Raw genomic sequence first — 13,221 nt, forward strand, 5'->3', positions numbered from 1 at the left:
TGAGGGGGGTTGACCTATGCACTGATATTAACGCTGGGCAAAGCTATTACAGCTGAGCAAAACTATTACAGCTGAGCAAAACAACGACGTGCAGCATCCACGGTCTTTTGGATATCTTCCTTACTGTGTGCCACTGACATAAAACCAGCTTCAAAGGCAGAAGGCGCTAGATAAACTCCCTCTTCCAGCATCAGATGGAAGAAGCGCTTGAAGCGCTCAACATCGCAATTCATAACATCCTGATAGCAGGTCACGGTTTGGGCATCAGTAAAGAAGATGCCAAACATGCCGCCGACATGGTTAACCACCAGCGGAATATTCTCTGCTTTAGCCGCATGTAACAGGCCCGTTGCCAGCGAATCGGTCAGTTCAGTCAGGGTTTCGTGGATACCCACCTGCGCAACTTCTGTCAGACAGGCAAAACCTGCTGCCATTGCGATGGGGTTACCGGACAGCGTACCGGCCTGATAAACCGGACCTGTCGGTGCCAGCGCATCCATCACATCGCGACGGCCACCAAAAGCACCGACGGGCATACCGCCACCGATGATTTTACCCAGACAGGTCAAGTCAGGGATGACATTGTAATAATCTTGCGCTCCGGCTAATGCCACCCGAAAACCGGTCATAACCTCATCAATGATCAGCAGCGCACCAAATTCGTCACACAGTGCTCGCAGGCCCGGCAGGAACTCTGGCAATGGTGGAACACAGTTCATGTTGCCAGCGACGGGTTCGACGATGATGCAGGCGACATCTTGTGGATATTGCTCGAAAGCTTCGCGCACTGTAGTCAGATCGTTATAAGTGCAGGTCAGCGTGTGTTTAGCGAAATCTGCGGGGACACCCGGTGAGTTGGGTTGACCCAGTGTTAGCGCGCCGGAACCGGCTTTGACCAGCAGACAGTCTGCATGGCCGTGATAACAGCCTTCAAACTTGATGATTTTATCGCGCCCTGTGAAGCCGCGAGCCAGACGGATAGCACTCATAGTCGCTTCAGTGCCTGAGTTGACCATGCGCACCATATCCATGGTTGGCACTAAATTGGTGACCAACTCGGCCATTTTCACTTCTATCGCTGTTGGCGCACCAAAACTTAAGCCGCGCTCGACAGCTTCAATCACCGCCTGACGGATCGCCGGGTGGTTGTGGCCCAACACCATTGGCCCCCATGAGCCGACATAATCAATGTAAGCTTTACCATCTACATCAAACAAGTAAGCGCCATCAGCACGTTCAATAAATAGTGGGATACCACCGACCCCAGTAAATGCACGCACCGGAGAGTTAACCCCGCCTGGAATTAACTGTTTTGCCTGGGCATACAGACTTTCGGATTGACTCATAAACTGGCTCCTGAATTGGGGGGCAATACTCATGCCACCTATTCTAAAGAACTGACAGCGGTTATCAAATGATTGGGCACATTTAACGACGAGCTTGCGCAGCGTGCCGCAAATCCAACTCAATACCCTTCAAACCGCCTTACTGAGCCAGATCATTTCATCAGCGTTTAAGCAGGCGCATCATGGGCGGCTAGACTAAACTTAGGCCACTGTTTATTTGTATTACTTATAATTTGACTGAAAAGCATACAAATCATGACTGATTCAACGCAAAATAGATCTGCCGAAAGCGAGACTGAGCTCAAGCGTGGGCGCTTCATCCGTGCGCTGGTTAACCGTGATAAAACCCCGCTGGTGATTCTTATCATGGCGGCTCTCGTCGGGGTGGTGACAGGGTTACTGGGTGTCGCCTTTGACCGTGGTGTCGATTGGATTCAACAACAACGATTGGCGACACTGGCGAAGGTGGCGGATTCTGCCATTTTGGTGTGGCCACTGGCGTTTATTATGTCGGCACTATTGGCGATGGTGGGCTATTTTCTGGTGCGTCGTTTTGCGCCCGAGGCAGGTGGCTCGGGGATTCCCGAAATCGAAGGAGCAATGGAGGAGATGCGCCCGGTGCGCTGGTGGCGGGTCATTCCGGTTAAGTTTATTGGTGGCCTTGGGACATTAGGGGCGGGCATGGTATTAGGCCGTGAAGGGCCGATGGTGCAGATGGGGGGCAACAGTGGGCGCATGATTGTCGATATTTTCCGTCTGCGCAGCCCTGAAGCACGGCACTCATTGTTGGCGACCGGTGCGGCAGCGGGGCTTTCTGCCGCTTTTAATGCGCCGTTGGCGGGAATTTTGTTTGTCATAGAAGAGATGCGTTCGCAGTTCCGCTACAGCTTGGTCTCCATCAAAGCGGTATTTGTTGGTGTGATTACTTCAACCATCGTTTACCGCTATTTTAATGGCGAACGCGCGATTATTGAGGTGGGTAAACTCAGTGATGTTCCCCTAAATACTTTATGGCTTTACCTTTTGCTCGGCATTATTTTTGGTGCCGTAGGGGTGATGTTCAACGCCTTGATATTTCGCACGCAGGATCTGTTTATGCGCTTCCACGGCGGTGATTGGCGCAAATTGGTGCTGATTGGCGGCTTATTGGGTGGAATGTGCGGCTTACTGGCATTGATTCATGGCGAGGCGGTGGGGGGAGGATTTGCATTAATTCCTATCGCGCTAGCCGGTAACTTCAGCATCGGCATGTTGATCTTTATCTTTATTGCTCGAGTCGTTACCACTTTGCTCTGTTTTGGCTCAGGTGCTCCGGGCGGAATATTTGCCCCAATGCTGGCGTTGGGCACCATTCTGGGGACGGCTTTTGGCCTGACTTGCGCACACTTTTTCCCAGAGTACGGTATTGAGGCTGGGACATTTGCTATTGCCGGGATGGGGGCGCTGTTTGCCGCTTCGGTCCGTGCACCTCTGACGGGGTTGGTATTAGTGTTGGAAATGACCGATAATTATCAGCTTATTTTGCCGATGATTGTGACCTGCTTGGGGGCGACATTAATTGCCCAGTTTATGGGGGGTAAGCCCTTGTATTCCGCCATTCTGGCCCGCACTCTAGAGAGGCAAGAGCAGGCTGCATCTGCGGCAGCACAGCAACAACCGGTGGTTGAAAGTGAGGCTCGAACAGGTAGATAATATGTAACATTAGTCAGCAATACTTGAATGAATTACTCAGGTATTGGATAATTGATACATAGATCAGGCTGCCATTGTAGTAACCTGCAACTCGAATATCGGTTGGGAGTGATGAGTATGAGCGATGAAACAGTACTGCCCCTACAGTTTACCGAGGCCGCAGCAAAAAAAGTTAAACTGCTGATTTCTGATGAGGAAAATCCAAATCTGAAGCTGCGGGTTTACATTACTGGTGGCGGATGCAGCGGGTTCCAGTATGGCTTTACTTTTGATGATCAAATCAACGATGGTGATATGACCATTGAAAAACAAGGCGTTGAGCTGGTCGTTGATCCGATGAGCCTGCAATATTTGGTCGGCGGTGCAGTGGATTACACCGAAGGGTTGGAAGGTTCGCGCTTTATCGTGACTAACCCGAATGCGAAGAGTACCTGTGGGTGCGGTTCTTCTTTCAGCATCTAACTTACCCTTCGTCCTTGACGTTGGATATCAAGTCCCGCCAAAATTTTGATAAAAAAAACCGCAACTTGGTGTGAGCTGCGGTTTTTTTACATCTGAATCTTACCATTCTACCGTAATCAATTGCGCCATCTGGCGAGTGCTGCTGGTGCTGTTTTTACTCAGTAGCACACCGTCTGGAGCAATAAAGGCATGGCTGATTTTAGGTTCTGTAATCAATCCACCGCCTTTATGACACTGTATTTTGGGGTAATTCACTTTTGTATCAGTAGCGGTGTGTGCACTCTGATTCGGTGGTTGTACCTGACAAGATGACACAATCGTCAGGCGTAAATCTAGGGTGCCGCCAAGCCCCTGAGCCAGCGACGGACTGGTAAAAAATACCAGCCAAAACATAAGGAAAATAGATTTCATAATTTTAACTGTGCTTATACTGTCGGTGTCCCATTCAGTCAGCTAAACGGGGATATCCTTCTTCCTTGATGCCGCAGCGTTGTTAGCTGCTCTCATTCACCCAAATCACTGACGAGTGTCAGCTCATTGGGATTCATTCATTGGCTGCCTAGCTGCAACACCAATGAATTTGGATAACATCCTTCTTCCTTGACGCTGCAGCGTTGTTAGTCGCAAGCAGCCATTATTTTGATTGATATCGGCTAATTATTTAAAAACTTGAAGATTTAAATCACACTAATGCAGATGTTTTATCTTGATTGGTGGGATCATAAAGAGAGCTAATAGACTCGATGAGAGCCGAAAAGTTCGGCAATAAGACTAAAAACGCAGCGTATTGTACAATAAACGCTCTCCATTTGACAGTGAATCTGCTGGGAGTCGCTATCAATGCTCTATTTCAAATGTGGGCAGTTTTAAGCGCCAGCGGATGGCGGCTAGGCGGATACCGAGTGTTATTACCATGCCCAACATCATGGCTTGCTGCAATGGCATCCCAAAAGTATAGAACGCCGTGGCATGGACGATACCGCCAATAATGCAGGCTGTGGCGTAGATTTCAGTCCGCAGAATCATTGGGATCTCGCGGGCTAAGACGTCGCGGATAATTCCGCCACCGACGCCGGTTATAACACCCATGCAGATAGCAACCAGCGGGCTGGCACCCGCAGCAAAGGCTTTATTGACGCCAATACCGACGAACACGGCCAAACCAATAGCATCGAGCACCGGCAGTATCCATTTGGGGGTTCGCCTCGGCTGACGTACCAGCAAAATCGTTGCCAGACAAGTCACCATCGCAACCACCAGATCAGTAGGATCCTTTACCCAAAATACCGGGCCGTTGGCTAATGCCATATCACGTATTGTGCCACCACCGACAGCGGTCACCACACCCAAAACCAGCACGCCAAACGGGTCCATTCGCAACTTCCCCGCCAGCAATACACCAGAGATAGCAAATACCGCAGTACCTAAAATATCCAGCCAATAAACCAGCATTAATGTGACTCCGCCACTGGGGATGGAAGGCTGGCCATTTGTTGGCACAGCTGCTCAGCGGCCAGCAGAATACGTGGACCAGCGCGATTAAACCAGTCCTCATTAAGGGTTATCACCGATACAGCAAGCTGAGGCTGCCAGAAGGCGCTGACGTTTTCGGCCTGAGCCTTATCACCACTTACCACAATCACCTGAGGTTGGCGGATCATCACTTGTTCGCGACTCACCTGCGGCCAAGGAACCCGACTACCTGCAAAAATATTCTCTCCACCACAGAGGGAGACGATTTCGCTCTGCAATGTATGCCCAGAGCTGGTAAACAGGGGCTGTGTGCCAAATTGCAGGAAGGTACGTAATGGGGTTTTACGGGCATAATGGCTGCGTAACTCAGCCACTTGCTGACGTAGCTGCTCAGCAGCTTGATGGGCTTGATCAGGATGGGGGCTGTATTGTGCCAATTTATCCAGATCATCGGCAATTTGATCAATATTCACCGGATCAGAATAGAGGATCGGAATACCAAAAGAGGCCAGTTGATCCAGTGGGCGTTGTGGGTTACCGCCACGCCAAGCAAGGATCAGATCAGGTTTGAGTGCCAGAATACGCTCGACATTGACCCCTTGCCACGATGCCACATGCTCCAGTTTCTTTGCTGCTTCCGGGTAATCGGAGTAAGCGCTTACAGCAACCAGCTTATCCCCCAATCCAGCGGCATAGGCCAGCTCGGTGGTACTGGGTGACAAACTGATCACTCGCTCTGCCGCCAGTGCCCGTGAAGAGAATAGAGTAAAGGCAAGCAGCCCGAGCAATAATAGGATAATTGCTCGGGGCAAGGTAATTGTGGCTCGTGCCGAAGGGGCACTATTGAACAGCCCCATTAACCGCGTTGAGCCAGTGTGGTTAACATGGTTTCGATCATCAGTGTCGACTGTTTAGCAGCGACAACTAAGAATTCATCAAAACTTAGGTGGGACTCTTGATCCGCTACATCTGAAATAGCGCGCACGACAACAAATGGTGTCTTGAATAGGTGACAAACATGGCCGATAGCCGCCGCTTCCATTTCAACTGCCGCCACGGTCGGGAAAGTGGTGCGAATACGCTCCAGAGGGGTGGCACCATTGATAAATGCATCGCCGCTGCAAATCAGGCCACGTACTGCGTTTAAATTCAATTGCTTGATGCAACTCTCTGCCAATGCAATCAGGTCAGCATCAGCAACGAAAGCCGCTGGACAACCCGCCATTTGGCCCGGCTCATAGCCGAAGGCCGTGACATCGGCATCGTGATAGCGAACTTCAGTCGAGACCACGATATCGCCCACTTTCAGGCTGGAAGCCAAGCCACCCGCAGAACCGGTATTGATCACGATATCAGGCTGGAAATGTTCTAGCAGCAAGGTCGTCCCCATGGCTGCGGAGACTTTACCGATACCTGATTTCAGCAATGCGACGTCCACGCCATTGAGTCTGCCACTGTAAATTTCGCAACCCGCACGTGTTAAGGTTTGGCGATTTTCAATTTTGTCACGTAGCAGTGTCACTTCTTCTTCCATTGCACCAATAATGCCGACTTTCATAAGGATACCTGCTGATTTTAACGAATGGATTAATCTGTAATTATCGGCATACAGTTTATCAGCTAAGTGAGATAGTCGGGTAGCTAAGCAAAGATAATGCGTAATGCGCCGCAGTTCATACGTTATCAATTGCTTCTACGGACAAGAGTGGGTATCACTGTTTGTATTGAAATATCAGGGGGGCAATATGTCTGGGATCGACTTTAAGCAGAAAATCAGTGTTCAGCGGCCATTTGGTAAACCCAGTTCGGCGGAAGAGGAATATGAGATTACCCGGGTATTTGAAAGCGACCGTGGGCGTATTGTAAACTCTGCCGCTATTCGCCGTTTACAGCAAAAAACGCAGGTCTTTCCGCTGGAGCGGAATGCTGCCGTGCGCAGCCGCTTAACCCATTCGCTGGAAGTCCAGCAGGTGGGCCGTTACATTGCCAAAGAGATCCTTAATCGCTTTAAACAGGATAAGAAAATCACGGCTTATGGGCTGGATAAGCTGCTTGATCCTTTTGAAAGTATTGTGGAAATGGCCTGCCTGATGCATGACATCGGTAACCCGCCCTTTGGCCATTTTGGTGAGTCCGCGATCAATAACTGGTTTACCCAGCAGATGGACCCGAATAGCGGGGGCAGTGAACCCCGGAGCAAGGATAAATGCCAAGTTGATGCATTAAAGCTGCGGGAGGGGGAAGCCGAACTTAATGTGCTGCGCAGTAAAATTCGCCACGATTTGAGCCAATTCGAAGGTAACGCGCAAGCGATACGGCTAGTTTACAGCTTATTAAAACTGAATCTGACCTATGCTCAGGTGGGTTGTATCCTTAAATATACTAAGCCAGCTTATTGGTCAGGCGCTATTCCAACTTCCCATCACTATTTGATGAAAAAACCCGGTTTTTATCTTGCCGAAGAAACCTATGTTAAAGATTTACGTCGTGAACTCAATATGGGGGAGTTTGATCGTTTCCCGCTGACATATATTATGGAAGCCGCCGATGATATTTCTTACTGTATTGCTGATTTAGAAGACGCCGTAGAAAAAAACATTTTTAGCGTCGAGCAACTTTATGATCATATGATGCAGGAGTGGGGCGATGTCGCTCATGGCGATCTGTTTGATAAAGTCGTGGGCGGTGCATTTCGGCAATTAGGGCGCGAACAAGGTCGGCGCAGTACCGAAGATCAATTCTTTATGTATTTGCGGGTCAATACGGTGGGAAAATTGGTTCCCCATGCCGCACAGCGTTTTATTGAAAATCTACCCGCCGTCTTTTCCGGCTCGTTTAATCAGGCATTATTAGAAGATGCTAGCGCGGCATGTAAATTACTGCAAATTTTTAAGAAGGTCGCCGTAAAACACGTATTTAATCATCCGGAAGTAGAACAGCTTGAATTACAAGGGTATAGAGTTATTAGTGGATTGCTTGATATTTATAGTCCGCTATTAGCTATGCCGCAAACGGCATTTACGCAATTAGTCGCAGAAGACACACACCGTAAATATCCTATTGAGACCCGACTATTCCATAAGTTATCGACTAAGCATAGGTTGGCTTATGTTGAATCAGTGGATCGGTTGCGTGATTTAATGCCAGAACAATATGAGATATATGAGTATTATTATCGTGCTCGTTTAATTCAGGACTATATCAGTGGTATGACCGATCTTTATGCTTATGATGAATATCGGCGCTTAATGGCAGCGGAATAGTTTGCGAACAACTTAAATTGTCCGCTTAATTAACTGTAGTTTTGTAAAGACGGACAATATTTTTTACTATTCTAATTCTTGGGTCTGTGAACTTCATCCCCCATATTTAATCTTACTATGCAAGACGACATTAGTCTGCCACTCACCATTTATTGAATCATTATTAATTGTATAGCGAGAAACAGAATAGATGAAGAAAACAACTTTAGTGTTAAGTGCATTGGCATTGAGCATCGGTTTAGCCATGGGGCCGGTTTCTTCTGCCATTTCGGCAGAGACGGCATCTTCTAGCAGCCAGCAGCTCCCTAGCCTGGCGCCAATGCTAGAGAAAGTGATGCCTTCCGTTGTCAGTATCAATGTGGAAGGCAGCACCCAAGTCAGCAATGCCGGTGCTGGTGGTATACCCCCCCAGTTCCAGCAGTTCTTTGGTGACGACTCACCCTTCTGCCAAGATGGTTCTCCGTTCCAGGGTTCTCCAATGTGTCAGGGAGGGCAAGGCGGTAAAGGTGGCGTGCCAAGCAAGCAGGAGTTCCGAGCGCTAGGCTCGGGGGTAATCATTGATGCTGCTAAGGGTTATGTTGTTACCAATAACCACGTGGTGGATAACGCGACCAAAATCAACGTCAAGTTGAGCGATGGCCGCAGTTATGAAGCGAAAGTGATCGGTAAAGATCCCCGTACTGATATCGCGTTGTTGCAACTGAAAGATTTTAAAAATCTGACCGCAATTAAAATGGCAGATTCTGATCAACTGCGCGTAGGTGATTATACCGTTGCTATCGGTAACCCATATGGCCTGGGTGAAACCGTCACCTCCGGTATTGTCTCTGCCTTGGGCCGTAGCGGCTTGAACGTGGAGAACTACGAAAACTTTATCCAGACTGATGCGGCGATTAACCGTGGTAACTCTGGTGGTGCGTTGATCAATCTGAACGGCGAGCTGATCGGGATCAACACGGCGATTTTAGCTCCGGACGGCGGTAACATCGGTATTGGTTTTGCCATCCCAAGTAACATGGTGAAAAACCTGACATCTCAGATGGTTGAGTTCGGTCAGGTGAAACGGGGTGAGCTGGGTATCATGGGTACTGAGCTGAACTCTGAGCTGGCAAAAGCGATGAATGTCGATGCACAAAAAGGGGCCTTTATCAGCCAAGTCGTGCCGAAATCTGCTGCGGCTAAAGCTGGGATTAAAGCGGGCGATGTGATTGTCAGCATGAATGGTAAGGCAATCAATAGTTTCGCCGGCTTCCGTGCTGAGATTGGCACTTTGCCTGTTGGTAGCAAAATGACCTTAGGTCTGCTGCGTGACGGTAAACCAGTCAGTGTTGAAGTGACTCTGGAGCAGAGCAGCCAGACACAGGTTGAGTCAGGCAATATCTATACCGGTATTGAAGGCGCTGAATTGAGCAACTCTGATGTTAATGGCAAGAAAGGCGTGAAAGTCGATAGCGTGAAGGCCGGGACTGCTGCTGCGCGCATTGGCCTGAAAAAAGGCGATATCATCATTGGGATTAACCAGCAACCCGTTCAGAATCTGGGGGAACTGCGCAAAATCCTCGATACCAAGCCATCGGTATTGGCATTGAACATTCAGCGTGGTGATACTTCACTCTATTTGTTGATGCAGTAACTGATATTCACGCCGTGCTAAGCACCAAATAACATGCTAAGCACCCAATAAATAGCGCCAAAAAGGGCACAGTGTTTTATTGCTGTGCCCTTTTTATTTCCGCCGCACACCCTGCTCAAACTATGGTTACACTTCCCCCCAAGTAGCTTTTGGCGGCATAGCGGACATTCTCTATTTCATCTAGCAATTCAAGCCATTCAGGTTGCAGATCCTGCAAATCTGTTTGCTGACGCAACTGCTGTTCGATGGTCATGCACAACTGTTTTAGCCGTGGTACACCACTACAGGCACAACTACCATGGAATTTATGAATCAGATTCAGGATATCTTCGTCATGGGTTCCCGCCAGAATAACCTGCACGCGGTCTATGACTTGCGGCATAAACGCCAACAGCATGGTTAACAGATCCTTAGCGAGCGTCTCTTTATTTGCCGCTTGCCTGACGGCTAATGGCCAATCTATTACCCCTGCATATTCAAGTGGCGCGATAGGGCGATTATCAGCCGCTACCTCATGCGGTGGCGAGTTTTCATGCTGATAACGGGAGAGCGCTTGTATCAACCGAGTTTCATCTATAGGTTTTGCCAGATAATCAGCCATGCCCAATTTTAATAATTGTTCTTGCTGCCCCCTGACCGCATGAGCGGTGACGGCAATGATCGGCGTGTCCAGATGATGGGACATCTGATGAATGATTTCACTGGCGCGGATGCCGTCAATTTCTGGCATTTGAATATCCATTAAAATGATATCCAGTGTGTGTTCGCGAGCGTAAGCAATGGCTTTCGCCCCGCTGTCGCAGAGCACGGTTTCTGCAACTTGCTCTTCCAGCAGGGTGCCAATCAATTTTAGATTAGCCGGATTGTCGTCAACGGCCATCACTTTAAACGGCAATTTCAGCGGCTTCTCTGCTTGTTCTTCAACCAGTGACACACCGAGCGGCTCTTCAGATAACAGTGTAGGGATCAATCGATTAGATGATAATGGCTTGATGAGACAGGCTTTGGCTCCTAGCTGTTTAAGCTGCTCGGCTTCCACCTGTGACTGACTTGGCAGCGCCAAAATAACGCGCTCGGAGATTTTCATCGCCGCAACCAATTTATCCTGATGAACTGCCATATTATTCCGGAACGGAATGGGCACGCCGACCAGCAGAAAATCATAATGTTGAGCTGGCAATAGCGCCAACGTCGGGCTATGCGTGATCAGCAATGGTGTGATGCTGAGAATATCCAGAGCGGCTCTTGCTGCAGAGGCGTTGCGCTCAATATAGGCCAGCGTTTTCCCCTCTAAATAGGACATGTCGGGTTGGCGATAAGAGAGGGATTCGTTGAGATCCAAAGTGAGGTGGAATCTGAAGGTTGAGCCGCGATCCACCTGACTGAGGAAGCTGATATCACCGCCCATCTCTTTGACCAATCTTTCGGTAATCACCAGCCCAAGCCCTGTTCCACCATGGCGGCGTGAGATACTGGCATCCGCCTGACGAAATGCCTGGAATAACTGAGCCTGTTGCGATTCGGAAATACCGATGCCCGTATCGTGAATCTCGACCACCAGCGTCACTCTCTGCGCGGTTAATGCTTGCACGGCAACCAGAATATCAATATTGCCCTGTTCGGTGAATTTAATGGCATTACCGAGCAAGTTCGTGACAATTTGCTGCAAACGCATCGCATCCCCAACCACCTGTTCTGGGACATCATTGTTAATGTGCAGTGTCAGTTCCAGTCCCTTCTCATGGGCCGTATGTGCCAGCAGGATAACTACCTCATCCAGCGCACCACGCAGCGGGAAGGGGATGTGCTCAAGAATCAGTTTTTCGGCTTCCAATTTAGAGAAGTCCAGCACGTCATTAATGATGCACAACAAATTATTGGCCGAGCGCTGGATCGTTTGTAAATAATCGGTTTGCGTCGGTGTCAGTGAGGTTTTCAGTGTTTGACGGGTAAAGCCAATCACCCCGTTCAATGGGGTTCGCAGCTCATGAGACATATTCGCCAGAAACTCAGATTTAATTCGCGCAGCTTCCTGAGCGCGCTTATTTGCCAACCCTAACTCAACGTTTTGTATCTCCATCTGTTCCAGCGTTTCACGCAAATCAGAGGTGGCTTGATCAATATTTTGCTGCATCTCTTCGTGATAGGCCGCCAATGACATTGCCATTGAGTTGATACCATTTTTCAAAATATTCAGCTCACCGAGCATATGCCCCTCAACCCGGCTATCTAATTGCCCACGGCGAATCCGGTCGACAGCATTCACCATGTTGCGGATCGGGCCGGTGACATCGCGCATTAGGCGATAAGCAAACAAAATGGCCACACACATGCAGAACAACAGCAGTAGGGTCGAGATAAAGATCTCTTTATATTGCTGCAAACGCACGGATTGAAGATCCAGATCGATGGCGATATAGCCCAATGGCCGACTGGTAATGTCTGAATCTGACTCCCGATCACTGGCTAAACTCGATTCGGAGACAATGGGCATGCGCATGACCAGAGAGTCGCCGCGATAGGAGAGCATCAGTGAACGAGGGATAGGGTCGCCCTTGGGTAACCTTAATTGTGAGGAGTTGTAATTATAGTTAGAGGTGACAAAAAGATTATTATCTGCGTCGAAAACAGAAATTGACCGAACAATATTTGAGTGCCGACGGTGAAAAAGATTTATCAACTGGCGGACGGTATCGCGGTTACGAAAGGTCATTCCGTACTCACTAGCAACGGCCAGTGGCTCGATAATGTTAGTGCCGGCATTAACTATTTGATTTTGCAACTCATTATAACGATTGACCATAAAGGAGGTGCTGAGTAACAGCCCAAGCAGCAGCGTGGGGGCCAGGATTAAAATCATCATGCGCGCGCGAAGACTGTATTTGGTCATGGTATTCCAATGTGGGAGAATTGACAGCTTACAAAACTGACGCTCGATCAATCATTATGGCGCAATTCTACCCTGCAAACCGACGTGTGACGACCCGGCAAGCAATAACTGTGACAGTAAACTCTCTATACCCTTTGGGGCTGGGGGTGCCCGCCACCAAGGTGAAGCTATTTTTATCCTCGGTGCTTTGCAGAGAGAGCAAGCTGAAATTAAGCAGATCGAGCAAAAGCACCTCGGTGAGGAACCCTTTTACCGGATAGAGGGTCTACGATTAGGATTTCATCTGTAAGAAGACGTTATCGGGGGGAAGGAGTTGCGGCGCTGGTGGCGAATGGGCAGTATAATGCGCGGAACAATGCATTTACCGTCTTGCTCAGGTGCGAATGTTGGATATGTTCCCCACACCGGGCATCTTGAATCTATGGCGCTGTTCATGCAGGCGTCAGGGGTCGCAAAGTAGGG

Annotated in this window: 10 protein-coding genes and 2 pseudogenes; 6 read left to right on the forward strand and 6 right to left on the reverse strand. The window is 49.0% G+C overall.

Annotated features, from left to right (window positions below):
• Nucleotides 1-65: 65 nt before the first annotated feature.
• Nucleotides 66-1,346, reverse strand: a complete 1,281-nt coding sequence (hemL, locus tag HRD69_RS09435) for a glutamate-1-semialdehyde 2,1-aminomutase (RefSeq protein WP_004875052.1) — start codon at nucleotides 1,344-1,346, stop codon at nucleotides 66-68.
• 255 nt (nucleotides 1,347-1,601) lie between these two features.
• Between hemL and clcA the strand changes: the two genes are divergently transcribed.
• Together clcA and erpA are read left to right on the forward strand one after the other, a co-directional pair.
• The gene (gene clcA, locus HRD69_RS09440; protein WP_004875051.1) at nucleotides 1,602-3,038 is read left to right on the forward strand and encodes a H(+)/Cl(-) exchange transporter ClcA; all 1,437 of its coding nucleotides are present in this window, start codon (nucleotides 1,602-1,604) and stop codon (nucleotides 3,036-3,038) included.
• A gap of 117 nt (nucleotides 3,039-3,155) precedes the next feature.
• Entirely contained in the window at nucleotides 3,156-3,500 is a 345-nt protein-coding gene (gene erpA / locus HRD69_RS09445) for an iron-sulfur cluster insertion protein ErpA (RefSeq protein ID WP_004706254.1), read from the forward strand.
• Between the two features lie 99 nt (nucleotides 3,501-3,599).
• On the opposite strand, the gene HRD69_RS09450 is transcribed toward erpA, so the two are convergent.
• From HRD69_RS09450 to mtnN, 4 genes are all read right to left on the reverse strand, one after another.
• The gene (locus HRD69_RS09450) at nucleotides 3,600-3,911 is read right to left on the reverse strand and encodes a hypothetical protein (protein ID WP_004875050.1); all 312 of its coding nucleotides are present in this window, start codon (nucleotides 3,909-3,911) and stop codon (nucleotides 3,600-3,602) included.
• Between the two features lie 426 nt (nucleotides 3,912-4,337).
• Nucleotides 4,338-4,952: a TRIC cation channel family protein gene (locus tag HRD69_RS09455; RefSeq protein WP_019211026.1), complete on the reverse strand. Its 615-nt coding sequence runs from the start codon at nucleotides 4,950-4,952 to the stop codon at nucleotides 4,338-4,340.
• On the reverse strand, nucleotides 4,952-5,830 hold the full coding sequence (gene btuF, locus HRD69_RS09460; RefSeq protein WP_004875049.1) for a vitamin B12 ABC transporter substrate-binding protein BtuF: 879 nt from the start codon (nucleotides 5,828-5,830) through the stop codon (nucleotides 4,952-4,954). The genes HRD69_RS09455 and btuF overlap by 1 nt, the downstream gene beginning before the upstream one ends.
• Nucleotides 5,830-6,531 carry a 5'-methylthioadenosine/S-adenosylhomocysteine nucleosidase gene (gene mtnN, locus HRD69_RS09465; protein ID WP_032814252.1) on the reverse strand — a complete coding sequence of 234 codons (702 nt, stop codon included), beginning with the start codon at nucleotides 6,529-6,531 and terminating at the stop codon, nucleotides 5,830-5,832. Before mtnN ends, btuF begins: the two co-directional genes overlap by 1 nt.
• 187 nt (nucleotides 6,532-6,718) lie before the next feature.
• On the opposite strand from mtnN, the gene dgt reads away from it, so the two are divergent.
• Both dgt and degP read left to right on the forward strand, forming a co-directional pair.
• On the forward strand, nucleotides 6,719-8,236 hold the full coding sequence (gene dgt, locus HRD69_RS09470; RefSeq protein WP_032814299.1) for a dGTPase: 1,518 nt from the start codon (nucleotides 6,719-6,721) through the stop codon (nucleotides 8,234-8,236).
• Between the two features lie 190 nt (nucleotides 8,237-8,426).
• Entirely contained in the window at nucleotides 8,427-9,869 is a 1,443-nt protein-coding gene (degP, locus tag HRD69_RS09475; RefSeq protein WP_004875047.1) for a serine endoprotease DegP, read from the forward strand.
• A gap of 115 nt (nucleotides 9,870-9,984) precedes the next feature.
• Here the strand turns inward: degP and barA are convergent, their stop codons facing one another.
• On the reverse strand, nucleotides 9,985-12,759 hold the full coding sequence (barA, locus tag HRD69_RS09480) for a two-component sensor histidine kinase BarA (RefSeq protein ID WP_032814250.1): 2,775 nt from the start codon (nucleotides 12,757-12,759) through the stop codon (nucleotides 9,985-9,987).
• A 56-nt stretch (nucleotides 12,760-12,815) separates the two neighbouring features.
• On the opposite strand from barA, the pseudogene rumA reads away from it, so the two are divergent.
• A pseudogene (gene rumA / locus HRD69_RS20600) lies at nucleotides 12,816-12,988 on the forward strand (23S rRNA (uracil(1939)-C(5))-methyltransferase RlmD); the annotation flags it as partial.
• Nucleotides 12,989-13,118: 130 nt separating this feature from the next.
• A pseudogene (locus HRD69_RS20605) lies at nucleotides 13,119-13,219 on the forward strand (23S rRNA methyltransferase).
• Nucleotides 13,220-13,221: the final 2 nt, after the last annotated feature.

Source organism: Yersinia mollaretii ATCC 43969 (genome assembly GCF_013282725.1).
Taxonomy (GTDB): Bacteria; Pseudomonadota; Gammaproteobacteria; order Enterobacterales; family Enterobacteriaceae; genus Yersinia; species Yersinia mollaretii.

Excerpts from the sequence above, each read along its gene's own strand:
- barA (WP_032814250.1), bottom strand. The coding sequence starts at position 12,759 with ATGACCAAATACAGTCTTCGCGCGCGCATGATGATTTTAATCCTGGCC.
- clcA (WP_004875051.1), top strand. The coding sequence starts at position 1,602 with ATGACTGATTCAACGCAAAATAGATCTGCCGAAAGCGAGACTGAGCTC.
- mtnN (WP_032814252.1), bottom strand. The coding sequence starts at position 6,531 with ATGAAAGTCGGCATTATTGGTGCAATGGAAGAAGAAGTGACACTGCTA.
- erpA (WP_004706254.1), top strand. The coding sequence starts at position 3,156 with ATGAGCGATGAAACAGTACTGCCCCTACAGTTTACCGAGGCCGCAGCA.
- hemL (WP_004875052.1), bottom strand. The coding sequence starts at position 1,346 with ATGAGTCAATCCGAAAGTCTGTATGCCCAGGCAAAACAGTTAATTCCA.
- HRD69_RS09450 (WP_004875050.1), bottom strand. The coding sequence starts at position 3,911 with ATGAAATCTATTTTCCTTATGTTTTGGCTGGTATTTTTTACCAGTCCG.
- dgt (WP_032814299.1), top strand. The coding sequence starts at position 6,719 with ATGTCTGGGATCGACTTTAAGCAGAAAATCAGTGTTCAGCGGCCATTT.
- degP (WP_004875047.1), top strand. The coding sequence starts at position 8,427 with ATGAAGAAAACAACTTTAGTGTTAAGTGCATTGGCATTGAGCATCGGT.
- HRD69_RS09455 (WP_019211026.1), bottom strand. The coding sequence starts at position 4,952 with ATGCTGGTTTATTGGCTGGATATTTTAGGTACTGCGGTATTTGCTATC.
- btuF (WP_004875049.1), bottom strand. The coding sequence starts at position 5,830 with ATGGGGCTGTTCAATAGTGCCCCTTCGGCACGAGCCACAATTACCTTG.